We start from the raw sequence: 17,082 nt of genomic DNA on the forward strand, positions 1-17,082 counted from the left end.
AAATAGAGCGTTTTTTATTGGTGCGAAACTCGTGAACTATTTATTTTTATTAAAATTAATTATATAAAAAAAGACCCACAGGTCTTTTTTTATAATCTAACGGTTTTAACCAAATAATGCATGCCACCAACTGGAAATGGTGACAACAATATAGTCCCATAATCGACTCAAAAAACCGCCCTGCTCTATTGCTTGTTTCACTACGAGCGGGCGTTTATCAATCAATTGATCGTTTAAAAAGAAATTAATTGTCCCAACCACCTGATTTTTGCTTAATGGTGCTTTGAGATAATCTGAGTTCAGGCTATAGGTCGCTTTTAGGTCTTGTTCTCTTCCTTTCGGGATAGTGATTGCTGCATCTTTTTCAGTTCCCAATAACACCGTAGACTGGTTACCATACCATACCTTTTCAGTAGTAAATGGCTTATCTGCCGTTACAGGAACAACGGTTGTAAAAAAACGAAATCCCCAATTTAACAGCTTTTCACTTTCAGTAAAACGAATGCGATCACTCGATGCGCCCAACACAACAGCAATCAATCGCATTGGGCCATTCGTTGCCGATGTGATAAGATTATACCCCGCCCCACTGGTATGTCCGGTCTTGACCCCATCCACCTGCAAGCTTTTGCTCCACAATAAACGATTGCGATTGTATTGCTTAATTTTATTGTAGGTAAACACTTTTTCGCTGTGTAATAAATACTCATCCGGCACATCTCTAATTAATGCCTTAGTCAATACCGCCATATCGTGGGCAGTACTAAATTGCCCTTCTGAATCTAAGCCGTGTACGGTCTTAAAATGAGTATTTTTTAAGCCTAATGAGGTAACATACTGGTTCATGAGATCGACAAAAACAGTTTGACTACCCGCAACATAATCCGCCAATGCAATACAAGCATCATTACCAGATTGAATGACAATACCACGATTTAAATCCAGCACTGAAACCCTATCGCCTGGTTTTAAAAACATTAAAGAAGAGCCTTGTAAAACAGGATTACCGGTTGCCCAAGCATCTTCTCCTACGGTGACAAGATCATTAACGCTAATTTTACCCGCTTTAATCGCTTGACCCACCACATAACTGGTCATAATTTTTGTTAAACTAGCTGGATCTAGACGTTCATCTGGATTATTGGCTGTTAAAACTTTACCACTATGGTAATCCATCAGTACATAAGCTTTTACATCAAGTTGCGGTGTAACCTGCGATCCATCGGCATGAACATTTATCGAGGAAACAAAAATAAATAATAGACCTAATCCAGTTGTCAAACGATTAATTATTTTCATCAAGCTCTTTTTCATTATCGATCTCCCGCGCTTTTTGATTAAAATATATCAAGATGGTCGCCTATGGCGACGGCTTGTCATTACTTGTTAGTACTGGTATAACCCGATACCTATTGTCTCAATCTTTTGGTCCCTTTTATGTCGCCGCGTTTTAGTCATGTTTTTCAATTTGGTCAACGCTGGCTCAATTGGCTTAATCGCCAACCCCCTGATAGTGTCCGCACTGTTGTGATGGAAACCATGGCACGAGTTTCGCACCAATAAAAAAACGCTCTATTTTTAAGTTTAATTCAGCATAATATATAAATAGACAAAATCTTATAAATTAAAAGCAACTTATTGTAATTTAAACAAATTTATACGTTTTAGTAACTTGCAAATTAACCATTGCTTTTAAGCCATTTCTGGAATTTTATATGCCTGTGCGAAACTCGTGCATGGTAAAGATTGTGGCTTGCGGCACTTCGCTTATGGGGTGGTCAATTTGGCGCTATCCTGACCCTCAATGTAATTCTGAGAAACGGGTTAAATTTACCTGCAAAAGTCGAAGCTGCCCACATTGTGGCGTCAAAGCTTGCCTACAATGGATTAACAATACGCTAGCTTGGTTACCCGAAGTTCCTTGGCAGCACATCACTTTTACCATGCCTTGTGAATATTGGCCCATTATTCGCACCAACCGTTGGCTTCTCGGTGAAATGAATCGATTAGTCGCTGATTGATATTAACCATCTGCCGTGACCTCAATATCACCCCAGGCGTTTTCACTGCCATCCATACCTGGGGACGAGACCAAAAATGGCATCCACATATTCATTTTTCAACCACAGCCGGCGGGGTGACTAAAAAAATACCTGGCGGGATATTAGCTTTTATCGCGAAAACATTATGACAATGTGGCGATAACGGCATTATTGAGAAAACATTATTACACGCTCACCATTCCCGATGAGCTTAAAGCTGAAGGAAGAAGTAAAGCATCATGGAATCAATTACTTAACACTCACTACAAGCGCGGGTGGAATATTAATCTTTCTGATATTCTTTCCAATATTACCCATGTCACCCTTTATCTCGAATTTTATCTAAAGAACCCCCCTGTCTCGCTCAGTCGCTTAAAACATTATTCCGGCGAAGATAACATCACGTTACGCTATAAGAGCCACCGCACGAAAAAACAGGAAGACCTGGTCATGACATCCGATGAATTTATTACCCGCGTCTCATGTGCCAGAAAAATGGTTTCACATGATCCGCTATTACGGCTTTTTAAGTCCATCAACACGGATGCGAAAAATGTTAACGGAGGTTGTTTATCCTTTAGCCCAGCAAGATAAAAACCCGCTAAAAAAGTCACCTGGCGAAACATGTATCAACACGTCTTTAAAGTCGATCCACTTGCTTGTCTCTCATGTGGGAAAAAATTACTTTTCGCAGGAATGAATTTTGGATTGAATCGTAAAGAACTTATGGCACGTCACCATGATCTGGCTCGTTTGCGGTGGCGATAAAAACTTACGGCAGGGTAGATCTATCCTTTTGTTCAAAATTGATTAATAATTAATCGTTTTTTAACCATCTATTCCGTTCCTTATCTCAACCTTCAACATAATTTTGGCAAAATTTGGAAGAAAATAAAGAGGATTTCGTCATGGCGTAGGTTAATGAGTAACCATTTCGGATATTAATTTCTTATACATCAAGTATGCTACTATAAAGAGCTTATAATGATTAAAGTTAGCTAAAAAACATAAAGAATATTGCTATCTTTGATCTACTACACAAATTGAGGTTAAAAAATAGATTTTCAACTGTTTCAGTTGATAGAATTAAGATAATATAATTATTCGCCATAAGCAGAAAATCCGATAATCTTCCTTCAGGCAATGGTTGTTCGCCGATGGCACAAATAAATCAGCCCAAAAGCCTTTAATAACTAATTTTTGGCGCTAACCTACAATTTTACAGACAGCCTAGCTGCAAAATATATCTTACATTCAATTCTCTAATTATAAACTCATTGGCATACTGCCAGGATCAGGGTAATTATATTCAAAACCAAGCTCCTTACAAATACGGCTACCATCAATGATTTTTCCTATAATAGGCGTTGATTCAGCAATAAACTCCGGCGGTTGTAAAGCTACCCGTTGCAACGCCGCAGTATAATAAGATGATCTAACCGGATGTTCAGGTGCGCATAAATTATAAATATTGCCACCCTCTGGCCGTAATATTAATAATTTTATCGCAGTAATAATATCATCTTGATGAATAAGATTAACCGGCTCATTTCCGCCTGTTAAGGCTGTTTTACCAGCTAAAAACCGTCCTGCATGTCGAGCTTCACCCACCAAACCCGCCAACCTAAGAATATCTACCGATATATTTGGCAATTGGTGTAACCAATTTTCTACCTCAACCAGCGTTTTGCCTTCCTCGGTATTAGGATATAGCTTAGCATCTTCATTTAAAGTTCCACTTTGTGCACCATATACTGATGTTGAACTGGTAAAAATAATACGTGGTATAGCGTAGGAAAGCGCAGTATCAACTAAAAGTTGTACAGCCTTCAAATAACCAATACCACCTTCTGCGGTTTTATTGACCGGTAACATAATAACCAGCACATCCGTAGCATTCATTAACTGTTCCAGATCTTCGGCCTCACATTCAATATCTGGCGTAAACCGAAGCTGGTAACAATCAATACCTGACATTCTTGCTGCATTTACACCATCTGACGTGGTTTTACTACCAACCACTGCCATTCCTGACCGCATTAACTCAAGTGCCAAGGGTAATCCTAACCAGCCTAAACCAATGATAGCGACCTTCTTCATAAATCTCACCACCTCCGATCAACTCAGTAGTTACATTATACTTACCTACTTATTAATATCACGAGTTTCGCACCAATAAAAAAACGCTCTATTTTTAAGTTTAATTCAGCATAATATATAAATAGACAAAATCTTATAAATTAAAAACAACTTATTGTAATTTAAACAAATTTATACGTTTTAGTAACTTGCAAATTAACCATTGCTTTTAAGCCATTTCTGGAATTTTATATGCCTGTGCGAAACTCGTGCAATATTCAGATAATGAACATGATGTTATTGCTGGCATAGGTTTAGTTAATTTACTTTGGCATAATCTAACAACTGTTGAATCAATTCCTATTGATTATCGTATTTATGATAAAGATTCTGATGGAAAAACAAAAAACACGCACTTTTCCGAAATGCTCGCTCTTACTAAAAAAAGAGGGATCATACCAGAAGCGGTAGTGATGGATGCCTGGTATTCTAGCCTGGATAATCTGAAATCAACACGAGTTTCGCACAGGCATATAAAATTCCAGAAATGGCTTAAAAGCAATGGTTAATTTGCAAGTTACTAAAACGTATAAATTTGTTTAAATTACAATAAGTTGTTTTTAATTTATAAGATTTTGTCTATTTATATATTATGCTGAATTAAACTTAAAAATAGAGCGTTTTTTTATTGGTGCGAAACTCGTGATAGTAACAAACAAAGACAATCCCACCCGTCAATACGTCAAATCTATCATGGATGCCCCTTGGTCTATTGAAGTTTATCATCGAGAAGTTAAACAAAATTGTGGTATTGAACACTGCCAGGCTCGCACTAGCCGAGCGCAAAGAAATCATATTTTCTCGCTATTTCTGCGTGGTTTGAACAACATAAACGTCGTATATCTGAAAAAATAACCCTTTATCAACAAAATTGGGACGTAATCAAAAATGCTATTACTGAGCACATCCGTGTTTTATTAACGTACCCAAATTAGTTTTGTGCGAAACTCGTGTTATATTTCAACAGCAGCTAATCCTGTTACCGATACATGTGCTCTAAGTGCGATAAAAATATTGAGTAATGCTTTACGTCGAGCGGTTAATTATTTATTAGATCTACAGGCGCACGAAAGTATTGCTTATGCGCAGTTTCTGGCGGGGATGGCTTTTAATAATGCTTCACAGGGATATGTACAAACCTTAGCCTGGCAAGTGAGCCATTTTTATCATCAACCGTTAACAATTTGCAATGCCGTTTTGTTGCCTCAAGTGCAAGCTTTTAATCTGAAGGTAGTAGCAAAAAAGTTAAAAAATATTGCTGGTGCAATGGAATGGGCATTCGATTTGCTCATATGACAGATCAACGCGGTGCAGAAGCTTGTATTGCTGAAATAAGGCGGCTAAATTGTGATCTTGGTCTGCCTTCGGGACTGAGAAAATTGAATGTTCAGGATAGTGATTTAGCTAAATTAGCTCAAGCCGCATTAAAAAGTGCCACCGGTATCACTAATCCTGTTCAGGCTAATATGACTGATTTGATCACCATTTATCAATTAGCAATGTAGTCTTTATATTATAACTAATTATTGTTAGAGAATTGTGATCTTCGAATTATATTCACGAGTTTCGCAAGCTCCAAAAAAGAAGTATAAAGCTCAAAACAAGAAAAAATTAGGATGTTTATATTTTGTCAGTTTATCCATGCATTAAAGATACCTACAAAACATTCTTACAGGTGAGCAATGTGAGATACTCTGGTTTGGCGTTATCAGATAAGCCCATCACCTTTGTCTCATGACACTATTAGTCGATGGCTAAAAAGCAGGTGTTTTCGACCTAAAGACCTATGGAGATTAGTTGAAACATCTATAGACAAAAAAAGCCCTTGTGTACTAATAGCTGACGATACACTAATTGCCAAAACACGTAGTAAAAAAATAGAGATGGTTCATTATCAGTATTCAGGTAACGAACATGATGTTATTGCTGGCATAAGTTTAGTTAATTTACTTTGGCATAATCTAACAACTGTTGAATCAATTCTTATTGATTATCGTATTTATGATAAAGATTCCGATGGAAAAACAAAAAATACGCATTTTTCCGAAATGCTCGCACTTGCTAAAAAAAGAGGGATCAAGCCTGAAGCGGTAGCGATGGATGCCTGGTATTCTAGCCTGGATAATCTGAAATCAATTCGATCTCATGGTTGGGTTTGGGTAACTACACTGAGAAAAAATCGGATTGTTAACCGTAATATACAATTGAACAAGTTAGACATCTCAGAAGAAGGAACCTTAATACACTTACGAGGTTATGGTTGGGTGACAGTTTTCAAATTTATAGGTAGTGTTCAAAAATCTGTGTCATATCTTAAACTCAAAAAAAGAGGTATGACATATGAGAAATCAATCATTTAATTTTGATGAAGCGTTGAAGCAATTACAATCAGGTAAAAATTTACTCGGTACAGATGGAATATTCACACCACTCATAAAACAGCTGACCGAAGCTGCCCTGCAGGCAGAAATAGAACACTACCTATCGACAAGGTCAATCGATACGCGTAAAAATGGCTATACTCGAAAAACGGTTAAATCGACATCAGGTCAATTTGAACTGAAAACGCCCAGAGACAGATCAGGTGCTTTTGAGCCTCAGCTCATTAAAAAAAATCAGACAAAATTATCAGAGGATATTGATAACAAAATCCTATCGTTATTTGCATTAGGCATGAATTATCGTGATATTCAAAAACATGTTGCAGAATTATATAGACTGGAAATATCAGATGGAGCTATTACGCATATTACTGATAAATTACTCCCTGAATTAAAAGCCTGGCAACAACGCCCTCTGGAGGCGCTCTATCCTTTTGTCTGGCTCGATGCCATTCATTACAAGATAAAACATGATGGTCACTATAAGCGTGTTGCTTAATAGTGAAATAAGGGTATTTCGGTGATTGAAGTAAATTTTAGGCTGTTCTGAGATGGAAATTCCAAAGACCGGCACTAAGGAGTAAAAAGGTATCATCAATAAAGGGTCTACGATTCCGTAAAATTTGGGTCATACAACCGAGGCGCTTGATACCCGCGATGGCGTGTTCAACCGTAATACGGATGCCCGAGATTATTTGATTTTCTTGTTTTTGTTCAGGCGATAAAGGTCTTTTTCGAGTTCCTTTTTTTGGGATTTGTGTATTAGGATGCTGTTTATCTATACCTTGAAAACCGGTATCGGCCCAGATGGTTACCTCAGGGGGAATATGGCGAATTATATCGACTTTATCGAGTAAGCGTTTATCGTGACGGCGCCCATTTTTGATCATGGGGATAAATCCAATTTTCCTCGTTTCGTCAGTCATAATAAGCCCTTTTCGAGTGGTCTGTCTTTTCTTTCCCGAATACATTTTTTTTCGCCGACGCAGATTCTTAGGCTTTTGGACAGGTCGCTCTGTCCCATCAATAAAGACGTCTTTAACTCCAGGAAAGGCGCGAAAAAATTCCTCAGCAGAGCGAATTTGACGAGCGGGCAAAACACATTCTCGCCCCAAGGTCATCTCTAAAACCGGCAATAATATTTTTACCCAGCGACATACCCGTGTTCTATCTAAACCAAAAAGAAGTCCTTGCAAATCATAGGTCGGATAACATTTTAAATACAATAAAATAAAAAGCAGTTTATCTAATGGGGTTGGGATAAATCCTTTCTGCCCTGCACCCATCTGCCGCTCGTGATCTTTTCGATTCTTTTTCCGATAAATCAAATAACAAGCTGAAAATTCAGCGGCTAAATTTTTCAATTCTTCGACTGATAATCCAATGATTGCTTTACATAAACGATTATCTCGTAACAACCGCTCTTTGTTGATCATTTCAAACCGTTATTTTCTAAGTTAAACCTCTTTTTATTGTCTATAGCGTGACAAAAAATGCAAGTCTCTATTCAGCAACTATTTTTATATCAATAAGGCAATCTACACAGTACTTGGACTAACCACCGATGGGCATAAGGAATGGTTAGGACTCTATATGTCTGAAACAGAAGGAGCACATCATTGGCTGAGCGTTCTGACTTACATAACCGTGGTATACAAGATATTTTAATCGCTTGTGTTGACGGATTAAAAGGGTTTCCAGAAGCGATAGCCAGTATTTTCCCGCAAACAGAAGTTCAGCTATGTGTAGTGGCATATTAAATTTGGCCACCTAAGTTGAGGTGATATGCTTACCTCATAATTTTTATAGGTGCCGAAATGAGTAAAATAATTACTGCTGAATTTAAATGTGAAACCGCCAAATTAGTCCTTGACCAAAATTACACCTACCAGGAAGCCGCGAAAGGCATGAACGTCAGTCTTTCAGCGATTAGCCGGTGGGTAAGAGCCCTTCGTTTAGAACGTCAAGGGAAAACATCGCCTGGTCTGCCATTAACACCTTGTAGTGGCCAATTTTAGTTGACCACTACATTATCCTTTAGCCCAGCAAGATAAAAAACCCGCTAAAAAAGTTACCTGGCGAAACATGTATCAACACGTCTTTAAAGTCGATCCACTTGCTTGTCTCTTATGTGGGAAAAAATTACTTTTCGCAGGAATGAATTTTGGATTGAATCGTAAAGAACTTATGGCACGTCACCATGATCTGGCTTGTTTGCGGTGGCGATAAAAACTTACGACAGGGTAGATCTATCCTTTTGTTCAAAATTGATTAATAATTAATCGTTTTTTAACCATCTATTCCGTTCCTTATCTCAACCTTCAACATAATTTTGGCAAAATTTAGAAGAAAATAAAAAGGATTTCATCATGGCGCAGGTTAATGAGTAACCATTTCGGGTATTAATTTCTTATACATGAACAACATAAACGCCGTATATCTGAAAAAATAACTCTTTATCAACAAAATTGGCATGTAATCAAAAATGCTATTGCTGAGCAGATCAGGGGGGTTATTAGTATACCTAAATTAGGTTTGTGCGAAACTCGTGGATCAGTCACAATGAGCACTTGCTGATAACCATAATCCTTCATTAAATTTACCACATCGACTATACACCCCCTGCCAATTTTTTGATAGTAGGAATGCAAAAAGTTGATGGCGGCATAGTAATTATCCTTAAGCTAAATAAAACAAATAAACTTATCGTCATATCTAATGACAACCAAGCTATTTTTTCACAGTTAGCAATAAAAATCGCTTTATCAATCAGTTGGTCAATTTACAATTTTATAGTTTATTTATACTTTTAAACTTAAAAGGATTATTTTATTAAACATTTTGATATCAGTAAGACATTAAATATAGTACACGAGTTTCTCACAGGCATATAAAATTCCAGAAATGGCTTAAAAGCAATAGTTAATTTGCAAGTTACTAAAACGTATAAATTTATTTAAATTACAATAAGTTGCTTTTAATTTATAAGATTTTGTCTATTTATATATTATGCTGAATTAAACTTAAAAATAGAGCATTTTTTTATTGGTGCGAAATTCGTTGAGTATTCAGCTGTTGCAGTTCAAATAATAAACGGCTAAGAATGAAGAACGGTGTGATAATTGAGGCATTTATTATGTCTAAGTTAAATATGTCACTCAGATTAAAAATAAATAATAAAATGCCTGAAAATTTTGGCGAACAATCAAGAGAAGATAAACGAATTAATGTTGTTTCTTTGAGTGAGGGAACTGTGCCTTCGACAATATGTTAAAAAGCTCACCAATGCCATAAATTAATAACATAATGCCGCCCATCACAATAGGCACCATACACAGTGCGAAAAGCATACTTTTTAAAATTTCTAGCATTGAGAGCCTCAGCAAAATAATGATCTATTCAATTACGTAAAATATGAACATAACTAAATAGTAACCTTATAAGTTAGATTATTCTATTTATTTTCTATTTTGAAGACCAGCACTAGATATTTTCATTTTTTTACACCAATAATACGGTTAGTGACAGATATTACTATATTTTAACAATATTAATTCTCTATCAGCAGATATTTCTTAGAAACAATCAACAAGCCTTCATTCTATTCTCACTATTTGATATAATAAAGAGCAATAACACAATAAATTAATTAACCGTGTTTAGACTAATAAGGCTGTTTTTATGGATATTTTCTTAACTTTAAAACTTCATTATCGGCTATTTGCTGGTGCACGGCGGATCAACTTACTCCAATATATAAAATCTTCTGGTTCGATCAAGCAAGCAACACAATTGGCGGGCATGAGTTAGGAATGCAATGAACCAAATAGCCGATAAAGCGCTACTTGCCAGTGCAACTGGCGGTAAAGGTGGCGGTGGTACTACTTTTACACCCTATGGCGAACAGTTATTGCAACTCTATGGACTATTAAAACAGATCCAGCAAAAAGCCTATCACGTGTTAAATGATGAAAATTTACCGCTCGATAGCTTACTGGCGGCAATTTCACGTTTTTCACTGCAAACCAGCGCGCGTAATCAATTTTTTGGTACATTAATTGAATATGATAACCACTCAATTCATCAAAATTCAGTTAACTAATAGTAACACCATTATCAATGCATCATTAACCAAACAAAGTAGCAAACGATTACACTTAACTGCTGGCAAAGAAGTTTTAATTTTGATCAAAGCGCCGGCAATAAAATTGCTGCCACAACAAACAACAACCCCAGAGCAGCCGATAATATAATAATTGGCACGGTAGCATATTGAAAAAGATGATAAAGATAGTGAGCTGAAGGTGAAACTAGAGGATGGATTATTTACTTTGCTCAATCATGTCAAATCAAGAAATAGCAGAGCAGAAGATGAAAATTGGCAGTAAAGTGACAGCGATTTTTGCCGCTAGCCAGATTATCATCGCAACACTACAATAATTACCTATCATAGCATCAGATTAATTTGATAAAATTTATTTTAAGATATAAAAAGCTTAATTAAACTTTTCATATGATAAAGTATAAAAAAATTAACATGGGTGTCATATATATAACAGAAGATTAACTACTTTTGATAGGAATCAACTAACTTCTGTATTTTCTTTTTAGTGCTAACAAAATTATTATATTTTACCTTTGCGCATAGTAAATCAAGTTTGGTATTAAGTGCCATCGCTAACAGATTTTTTGAATCACTATCCATAATATTTTTATTAATATTCCAATATTTAATATCATCCATAATCATGACGTAATCTTTAATATATTTTTGATATTTAACCGGTTCTGTTTTTTCAAGTAGATTTAAGTAATCAATACATTGATTATTTGTTGAGGAAATAATAATACCATTAAATAATATTCCAGATTTGTCGACTGGAGATTCAACTGCAGCTGTCTGACTATCAATATTGCTATTTTTTTTAGCGAGACCCGCACATCCTGTCAACATCATAATAGCGAATAATACACTAAACAGATTTTTTTTACTGTACGTCATGTCATTGAATCCTAAAAATATTATTTTCTTTAATCTACAAGAAATTACGAATGGTAAATTAACTGATAAAAGAAGTAAACAACTTTTTTATCTAACGATTAATAAAGCGATCTACCTCTCATATTAATCACCATAGCTTTAAAATATAGGTTGCCATCCCTGGCAAGTTAACTACGTCCTATAACTATTAATTTGTATTAGTCTTAACTTAATCTGACAATTCTGATTTAAAAAAGAGCGTTACCGGTTTTAATTAACATCATTAGATAATTAAATAAAAGGTAATTCTATGTATCAAACAAATAATCCTATCCAAACATAAAGTCGGGTTACTTAGCCTTGCTGAAGAGCTTCATAACGTATCAAAAGCCTGTAAGATTATGGGTGTATCCCGAGATACTTTCTATCACTATCAAGAACTTGTTAACGATGGTGGGATCGATGCCTTAATTAATCAAAATCGACGGGTACCTAACGTAAAAAATAGAGTAGATGAACAGATTAAAAGCGCTGTAGTTGAGTATGCGATTGAATACCCTGCACACGGTCAACACCGCAGTAGTAATGAACTAAGAAAAAAAAGAATTTTTATTTCGGGAAGTGGTGTTCGTTCTATTTACAGTAGCTTATACTTGATCTGACAGTTACCGGTTATTTATACAGTATTTGTCAGATTAAATTTGATTTAAATCTTTTTCTCTCCAAAGCACGAGTTTCGCACCAAGAAAAAAACGCTCTATTTTTAAGTTTAATTCAGCATAATATATAAATAGACAAAATCTTATAAATTAAAAGCAACTTATCGTAATTTAAACAAATTTATACGTTTTAGTAACTTGCAAATTAACCATTGCTTTTAAGCCATTTCTGGAATTTTATATGCCTGTACGAAACTCGTGATTAATGCCATACATCCAATCGCCCCAATATTGGCGATAACCTAAACCTAAATTTAAAGTATTTTTGTCTTTATTGGTTCTTAATCCCAATTGGGTAAAAAGCAGACTATTTATGCTATCAATAGCAGGTAATAAAAAATCACCCGAAAATTTTCTATCAGTACCGATAGAAATACGGGCAGTACCGTACTGATTTAACTAATCATTAAGTCGTTGGTTAACCAAACCTTCGCCAATATTTTTTGCATAACCGATTGAAGCATCAACTGCATTTCTATTTGCTAAAATATTACCAACCTGGCTGGCAATTGAAGCTAAAGTTTGATCTGTGTTGTCTTCAGGTGGGGTGGTGTTTCCGTTCCACCTAAATTAGGTAAAATAGTATTAATCGTATTGGCACTATTGCCTTTAGTTTCAAGACTTGGTGGCATTTCTAACGGATAATGCCCTGAACTTAAACGTTCAGAAGGAAATAGAGAAGTTTCCCCCTGAGATGACGATGCAGTATTATCTTTAGTAACGATATTATTACTCTCGTTTGCATCATTCTCATTCATTAAGGATTAAATACCAAGAGATAGTATCTGCCATCCCTGGATTTTCAACTGCACTAGCGATTGATATTGAAGAAAAAAAGAAGGGAGAAAATAGTTGTATTAAAAGCAGGCACCACGCGATTATTTTCCTTCCCCTGGATGAAAATGGTGTCATAATTAATTTACTCTCACATGTACACAAAGAAACCACCTTCAATTAATTAAAGGTGGTAAGATATGAATAATATTTAAATCCTTGATAATGCTTTAACTCTTTCTTTTACGCTTTGAAAACCAGAGAATTGAACTTTCGAACATAAAGTATCTAATTTAGTGCTCAAAGTCATAAATAATAATTCTTTTGAATCTTTATCCATAATATTTTTATTAACATTTAAAAACGTATAATCTCTGCTGATTTTATTATAATCTTTAGAATATTGTTGATATTTACCACCATTCGCTTCTTTTAAAAAATTAAAGCGATCAACACATTCATTATTTGACGAGGCAATAGTAATACCATCAAATAACATTCCTTTTTTTTCTATATAATTTCTCGCAGGAATACTACTCTGGTTATTGACAATAGCGGTACTATTATTAGTTTGACTCGCTGTTTTATCATTGACTTTTTTATTCATCTTTTTTGACACAGGTACAGAACAAGCATTTAATAAAAACATAGCACCAAATACTAAAGCGCACTTTTGGAAATTAACATTCATAACAAAGCCTTTATTCAATTACGTAGCTAATTAACAAGCTCCATTAAGGAGCCATTTCGAGTGATCCAAACTAATAATTCAGTACTACACAACATCATAAAAATGATAGAAAAAAGTAGTACTAGTTTTTTAATAAAAAAAGATAATCGCTTCGACATATAAAAGTGAATCCTTAAAATTTTATTAATAATAAAGTTAAGTACAAATGCTCACTTTTAATAAAGTAAAATATCGAATAACTATTAGCCATAGATAAACTATATTTATAAATAATATGACAGTGGTTAAATTATATTCAAATGCAAATTATTTAAAATTTTTCCAACAACAGGTATCCTCATCATATAGATGATTAGATTAAAGTATGAACTAAAACAAAAAAAGAATAAATTCTATAAGTTAAGCTTGTAGTGAGTGAAATGATATATATAAATATTAAAACAGCAAATCGTTTTAATCGATCATAAATCAAATATTAATAGACTTATGCTATCAATCGTCAACTTATGATCGTTTCCCCCAATGAGTTAAATTAATAAAAATCAATAAGATATAAAAAATAAAAACATTTAGATACATATTTAATTATAGTTTAACTATACAGAGATTATAAAATTACATATTATTTGCTTTAAAATTTAGTATAGAAAATTAAATGATATTGCAAAATAAATTATTATAAATGAAAACAACTTAATAACAAATTGACTTTGAATATTCTCAATAACGACCAGATATTGAATATGATGGTTTACACTTTACATTAATAATTGTTAAACGAATATTTGATTTAATTGATTTGGAAACATACTTAATATATGGAAATATAACATACCGATTGGTATTTTTTATTATACTAACCTACTTTTATTCTATTTTGTGCCTGAAACTAACGGAGAAGTTTCTCTTATAAAAGGAAAATTGGAGCCAAATGGCTCCATTTTTTTATCTATTGTTACAAATATAAATATACCTACATAATTTAAAAATAGTTATATATTATCCCTAAAATCTATTATTAATAAATTTTTACATCTATATTTATATATAAACCGCCAAATTAAATATTTAATTTATTTTCGTTCATCTTTTTTATTAATTAATTATACAAATAATTAACATAAATTTTACTTATTTTAACAAAAAGTTTATTTTAGCGAAAAATAACAATCATTATAGCTTAATGTTTTGTCATCATAGATAAAAAACAATTTCTTTAATAACCAACCTTAATATCAAGACTATTCTATGTATTCACCCTATTTAATTAGCATTAATTCTTTAACCACAAAATTATCCAGCTAACTACTAGTTTAATATCAAAATACTTAAATAATATTTATTTATATAATAGCAAAATAGGCTATTTTGCGGTATTAAGCAGCTAATTTAATGGCAGACAGGTTAAATAAGTATAGATCACGAGTTTCGCACCAATAAAAAACGCTCTATTTTTAAGTTTAATTCAGCATAATATATAAATAGACAAAATCTTATAAATTAAAAGCAACTTATTGTAATTTAAATAAATTTATACGTTTTAGTAACTTGCAAATTAACCATTGCTTTTAAGCCATTTCTGGAATTTTATATGCCTGTGCGAAACTCGTGACTATTAGTCGATGGCTAAAAAGCAGGTGTTTTCGACCTAAAGACCTGTGGAGATTAGTTGAAATATCTATAGACAAAAAAGCCCTTGCGTACTAATAGCTGACAATACACGAATTGCCAAAACACGTAGTAAAAAATAGAGATGGTTCATTATCAATATTCAGGTAATGAACATGATGTTATTGCTGGCATAGGTTTAGTTAACTTACTTTGGCATAATCTAATAACTGTTGAATCAATTCCTATTGATTATCGTATTTATGATAAAGATTCCGATGGAAAAACAAAAAATACGCATTTTTCCGAAATGCTAGCACTTGCTAAAAAAAGAGGGATCAAGCCTGAAGCGGTAGTGATGGATGCTTGGTATTCTAGCCTGGATAATCTGAAATCAATTCGATCTCATGATTGGGTTTGGGTAACTACGCTGAAAAAAAATCGGATTGTTAACCGTAATATACAATTGAACAAGTTAGACATCTCAGAAGAAGGAACCTTAATACACTTACGAGGCTACGGTTGGGTGACAGTTTTCAAATTTATAGCCAAAAACGGCCGTATTGATTACTTAGTAACAAACAAAGACAATCCCACCCGTCAATACGTCAAATCTATCATGGATGCCCGTTGGTCTGTTGAAGTTTATCATCGAGAAGTTAACCAAAATTGTGGTATTGAACGCTGTCAGGCTCGCACGAGCCGAGCGCAAAGATATCATATTTTTCTCGCAATTTCTGCGTGGTTTGAACAACATAAACGCCGTATATCTGAAAAAATAACTCTTTATCAACAAAATTGGCATGTAATCAAAAATGCTATTGCTGAGCAGATCAGGGTGTTATTAGTATACCCAAATTAGGTTTGTGCGAAACTCGTGTAGATCTTACCCGGCAATTTAAAAACTACCATCAATTGTATTGGTATTCAGTTGCACGGATAATATAATAATTCAGATCGATTTTAATGAATGTACTAATAGGAGTTTAAACTATGGTAGTAACTAAGCTGGTTCTAGTAAGACACGGCGAAAGCGAATGGAATAAAGAAAACCGATTCACTGGTTGGACTGATGTTGAACTTTCGGATAAGGGCCGCGAAGAAGCAATAGATGCAGGCCAGCTATTAAAAAAAGAAGATTTTGTTTTTGATTATGCTTATACATCCGTTTTAAAACGCGCTATTCACACCTTGTGGAATATTTTAGACCAAATAGATCAACAGTGGCTAGCCGTCGAAAAAAATTGGCGGCTCAATGAACGTCATTATGGTGCTCTGCAAGGTTTAGATAAAGCAGAAACTGCAGCAAAATATGGTGACGATCAAGTTAAACTATGGCGTCGTGGTTTTGAAATTACACCACCAAAATTAACCAAAGATGACCCTCGTTACCCCGGTAATGATCCTCGTTATGCAAATTTGAAACCTTCAGAGCTCCCTGTCACTGAAAGTCTCGCTACCACAATTGAACGTGTTGTCCCCTATTGGGAAGAGGTGATTAAACCAAGAGTTTCTAAAGGTGAAAAAGTCATTATTGCTGCTCACGGTAATTCATTACGAGCATTAGTCAAACATCTAGACAAGATGAGTGAAGACGAGATCCTTGAACTTAATATTCCAACCGCCGTTCCATTGGTCTATGAATTTGATGAAAATATGCAACCTATTAAGCATTACTATCTTGGTGATCAAGCTGAAATAGCCGCTAAAGCAGCCGCGGTTGCTAATCAAGGCAAAGCAAAATAAT

General features: G+C 34.5%; 16 protein-coding genes and 10 pseudogenes. 18 read left to right on the forward strand and 8 right to left on the reverse strand.

Annotation, left to right across the window (positions count from 1 at the left end):
* Positions 1–105 precede the first annotated feature (105 nt).
* The gene (locus AYJ55_RS14125) at positions 106–1,314 is read right to left on the reverse strand and encodes a serine hydrolase (RefSeq protein ID WP_063657004.1); all 1,209 of its coding nucleotides are present in this window, start codon (positions 1,312–1,314) and stop codon (positions 106–108) included.
* Between the two features lie 422 nt (positions 1,315–1,736).
* Here AYJ55_RS14125 and AYJ55_RS36095 point away from each other — a divergent pair, with 422 nt between their 5' ends.
* From AYJ55_RS36095 to AYJ55_RS30865, 4 genes are read left to right on the forward strand one after another with little or no spacing between them, the layout of a single operon-like run.
* A complete protein-coding gene (locus AYJ55_RS36095; protein ID WP_425393814.1) occupies positions 1,737–2,021 on the forward strand; it encodes a transposase zinc-binding domain-containing protein in 285 nt (94 codons plus the stop codon).
* Entirely contained in the window at positions 2,018–2,191 is a 174-nt protein-coding gene (locus tag AYJ55_RS36100; RefSeq protein ID WP_162505590.1) for a transposase, read from the forward strand. Before AYJ55_RS36095 ends, AYJ55_RS36100 begins: the two co-directional genes overlap by 4 nt.
* Positions 2,192–2,195: 4 nt before the next feature.
* Positions 2,196–2,636 carry a transposase gene (locus AYJ55_RS29165; RefSeq protein WP_162505591.1) on the forward strand — a complete coding sequence of 147 codons (441 nt, stop codon included), beginning with the start codon at positions 2,196–2,198 and terminating at the stop codon, positions 2,634–2,636.
* A 30-nt stretch (positions 2,637–2,666) separates the two neighbouring features.
* A complete protein-coding gene (locus tag AYJ55_RS30865; RefSeq protein WP_187153276.1) occupies positions 2,667–2,810 on the forward strand; it encodes a hypothetical protein in 144 nt (47 codons plus the stop codon).
* Between the two features lie 498 nt (positions 2,811–3,308).
* Here the strand turns inward: AYJ55_RS30865 and AYJ55_RS14140 are convergent, their stop codons facing one another.
* A complete protein-coding gene (locus AYJ55_RS14140; RefSeq protein WP_063657006.1) occupies positions 3,309–4,142 on the reverse strand; it encodes an SDR family oxidoreductase in 834 nt (277 codons plus the stop codon).
* Positions 4,143–4,393: 251 nt separating this feature from the next.
* On the opposite strand from AYJ55_RS14140, the pseudogene AYJ55_RS29170 reads away from it, so the two are divergent.
* The 6 genes and pseudogenes from AYJ55_RS29170 to AYJ55_RS14165 all read left to right on the forward strand — a co-directional run.
* Positions 4,394–4,649, forward strand: a pseudogene (locus AYJ55_RS29170) (IS701 family transposase); the annotation flags it as partial.
* A 174-nt stretch (positions 4,650–4,823) separates the two neighbouring features.
* A pseudogene (locus tag AYJ55_RS29175) lies at positions 4,824–5,116 on the forward strand (IS701 family transposase); the annotation flags it as partial.
* Between the two features lie 4 nt (positions 5,117–5,120).
* Entirely contained in the window at positions 5,121–5,477 is a 357-nt protein-coding gene (locus tag AYJ55_RS34675; protein WP_074168070.1) for a dehydroquinate synthase/iron-containing alcohol dehydrogenase family protein, read from the forward strand.
* A complete protein-coding gene (locus tag AYJ55_RS34680; protein WP_063657009.1) occupies positions 5,474–5,686 on the forward strand; it encodes an iron-containing alcohol dehydrogenase in 213 nt (70 codons plus the stop codon). Before AYJ55_RS34675 ends, AYJ55_RS34680 begins: the two co-directional genes overlap by 4 nt.
* 122 nt (positions 5,687–5,808) lie before the next feature.
* Positions 5,809–6,538 (forward strand): annotated as a pseudogene (locus AYJ55_RS14160) (transposase); the annotation flags it as partial.
* Positions 6,522–7,046, forward strand: a pseudogene (locus AYJ55_RS14165) (transposase); the annotation flags it as partial. The pseudogenes AYJ55_RS14160 and AYJ55_RS14165, both read left to right, overlap by 17 nt.
* A 52-nt stretch (positions 7,047–7,098) precedes the next feature.
* Here the strand turns inward: AYJ55_RS14165 and AYJ55_RS14170 are convergent.
* Positions 7,099–7,998, reverse strand: coding sequence for a transposase family protein (locus tag AYJ55_RS14170; protein WP_063657012.1), 900 nt, complete (start codon positions 7,996–7,998; stop codon positions 7,099–7,101).
* A gap of 85 nt (positions 7,999–8,083) precedes the next feature.
* On the opposite strand from AYJ55_RS14170, the pseudogene AYJ55_RS29180 reads away from it, so the two are divergent.
* The 4 genes and pseudogenes from AYJ55_RS29180 to AYJ55_RS30875 form a co-directional block, all read left to right on the forward strand.
* A pseudogene (locus AYJ55_RS29180) lies at positions 8,084–8,313 on the forward strand (transposase); the annotation flags it as partial.
* A 66-nt stretch (positions 8,314–8,379) separates the two neighbouring features.
* A pseudogene (locus AYJ55_RS14175) lies at positions 8,380–8,562 on the forward strand (transposase); the annotation flags it as partial.
* An 85-nt stretch (positions 8,563–8,647) separates the two neighbouring features.
* Positions 8,648–8,791: a hypothetical protein gene (locus AYJ55_RS30870; protein ID WP_187153230.1), complete on the forward strand. Its 144-nt coding sequence runs from the start codon at positions 8,648–8,650 to the stop codon at positions 8,789–8,791.
* A gap of 874 nt (positions 8,792–9,665) precedes the next feature.
* Complete coding sequence (locus tag AYJ55_RS30875) at positions 9,666–9,836, forward strand: hypothetical protein (protein WP_187153300.1); 171 nt, start codon at positions 9,666–9,668, stop codon at positions 9,834–9,836.
* Here AYJ55_RS30875 and AYJ55_RS26290 read toward each other — a convergent pair.
* Entirely contained in the window at positions 9,787–9,933 is a 147-nt protein-coding gene (locus AYJ55_RS26290) for an AcrZ family multidrug efflux pump-associated protein (protein WP_074168071.1), read from the reverse strand. The two genes, AYJ55_RS30875 and AYJ55_RS26290, sit on opposite strands and share 50 nt — an antisense overlap.
* Before the next feature lie 310 nt (positions 9,934–10,243).
* Here AYJ55_RS26290 and AYJ55_RS14180 point away from each other — a divergent pair.
* Positions 10,244–11,002 (forward strand): annotated as a pseudogene (locus AYJ55_RS14180) (TOBE domain-containing protein).
* Between the two features lie 127 nt (positions 11,003–11,129).
* Here the strand turns inward: AYJ55_RS14180 and AYJ55_RS14185 are convergent.
* Positions 11,130–11,519, reverse strand: a complete 390-nt coding sequence (locus AYJ55_RS14185; protein ID WP_187153277.1) for a DUF4041 domain-containing protein — start codon at positions 11,517–11,519, stop codon at positions 11,130–11,132.
* A 334-nt stretch (positions 11,520–11,853) separates the two neighbouring features.
* Between AYJ55_RS14185 and AYJ55_RS14190 the strand changes: the two are divergent.
* Positions 11,854–12,184 (forward strand): annotated as a pseudogene (locus AYJ55_RS14190) (helix-turn-helix domain-containing protein); the annotation flags it as partial.
* A 255-nt stretch (positions 12,185–12,439) separates the two neighbouring features.
* Here AYJ55_RS14190 and AYJ55_RS36105 read toward each other — a convergent pair.
* The 3 genes and pseudogenes from AYJ55_RS36105 to AYJ55_RS14200 form a co-directional block, all read right to left on the reverse strand.
* A pseudogene (locus tag AYJ55_RS36105) lies at positions 12,440–12,649 on the reverse strand (inverse autotransporter beta domain-containing protein); the annotation flags it as partial.
* A 128-nt stretch (positions 12,650–12,777) separates the two neighbouring features.
* On the reverse strand, positions 12,778–13,020 hold the full coding sequence (locus AYJ55_RS14195; protein WP_063657015.1) for a hypothetical protein: 243 nt from the start codon (positions 13,018–13,020) through the stop codon (positions 12,778–12,780).
* A 227-nt stretch (positions 13,021–13,247) separates the two neighbouring features.
* Positions 13,248–13,727 carry a hypothetical protein gene (locus tag AYJ55_RS14200; protein ID WP_063657016.1) on the reverse strand — a complete coding sequence of 160 codons (480 nt, stop codon included), beginning with the start codon at positions 13,725–13,727 and terminating at the stop codon, positions 13,248–13,250.
* 1,611 nt (positions 13,728–15,338) lie between these two features.
* Between AYJ55_RS14200 and AYJ55_RS14205 the strand changes: the two are divergent.
* Together AYJ55_RS14205 and gpmA are read left to right on the forward strand one after the other, a co-directional pair.
* A pseudogene (locus AYJ55_RS14205) lies at positions 15,339–16,197 on the forward strand (IS701 family transposase); the annotation flags it as partial.
* A 131-nt stretch (positions 16,198–16,328) separates the two neighbouring features.
* Positions 16,329–17,081, forward strand: a complete 753-nt coding sequence (gpmA, locus tag AYJ55_RS14210; RefSeq protein ID WP_063657017.1) for a 2,3-diphosphoglycerate-dependent phosphoglycerate mutase — start codon at positions 16,329–16,331, stop codon at positions 17,079–17,081.
* Position 17,082: the final 1 nt, after the last annotated feature.

This window comes from Candidatus Arsenophonus triatominarum, from assembly GCF_001640365.1.
GTDB classification, from domain to species: Bacteria; Pseudomonadota; Gammaproteobacteria; order Enterobacterales; family Enterobacteriaceae; genus Arsenophonus; species Arsenophonus triatominarum.

What these genes read in the sequence shown, in the direction of transcription:
- AYJ55_RS14125 (WP_063657004.1), bottom strand. Translation starts at nt 1,314, where the DNA reads ATGAAAAAGAGCTTGATGAAAATAATTAATCGTTTGACAACTGGATTA.
- AYJ55_RS36095 (WP_425393814.1), top strand. Translation starts at nt 1,737, where the DNA reads ATGGTAAAGATTGTGGCTTGCGGCACTTCGCTTATGGGGTGGTCAATT.
- AYJ55_RS30865 (WP_187153276.1), top strand. Translation starts at nt 2,667, where the DNA reads ATGTATCAACACGTCTTTAAAGTCGATCCACTTGCTTGTCTCTCATGT.
- AYJ55_RS14140 (WP_063657006.1), bottom strand. Translation starts at nt 4,142, where the DNA reads ATGAAGAAGGTCGCTATCATTGGTTTAGGCTGGTTAGGATTACCCTTG.
- AYJ55_RS34680 (WP_063657009.1), top strand. Translation starts at nt 5,474, where the DNA reads ATGACAGATCAACGCGGTGCAGAAGCTTGTATTGCTGAAATAAGGCGG.
- AYJ55_RS14170 (WP_063657012.1), bottom strand. Translation starts at nt 7,998, where the DNA reads ATGATCAACAAAGAGCGGTTGTTACGAGATAATCGTTTATGTAAAGCA.
- AYJ55_RS30870 (WP_187153230.1), top strand. Translation starts at nt 8,648, where the DNA reads ATGTATCAACACGTCTTTAAAGTCGATCCACTTGCTTGTCTCTTATGT.
- AYJ55_RS30875 (WP_187153300.1), top strand. Translation starts at nt 9,666, where the DNA reads ATGAAGAACGGTGTGATAATTGAGGCATTTATTATGTCTAAGTTAAAT.
- AYJ55_RS26290 (WP_074168071.1), bottom strand. Translation starts at nt 9,933, where the DNA reads ATGCTAGAAATTTTAAAAAGTATGCTTTTCGCACTGTGTATGGTGCCT.
- AYJ55_RS14185 (WP_187153277.1), bottom strand. Translation starts at nt 11,519, where the DNA reads ATGATGTTGACAGGATGTGCGGGTCTCGCTAAAAAAAATAGCAATATT.
- AYJ55_RS14195 (WP_063657015.1), bottom strand. Translation starts at nt 13,020, where the DNA reads ATGAATGAGAATGATGCAAACGAGAGTAATAATATCGTTACTAAAGAT.
- AYJ55_RS14200 (WP_063657016.1), bottom strand. Translation starts at nt 13,727, where the DNA reads ATGAATGTTAATTTCCAAAAGTGCGCTTTAGTATTTGGTGCTATGTTT.
- gpmA (WP_063657017.1), top strand. Translation starts at nt 16,329, where the DNA reads ATGGTAGTAACTAAGCTGGTTCTAGTAAGACACGGCGAAAGCGAATGG.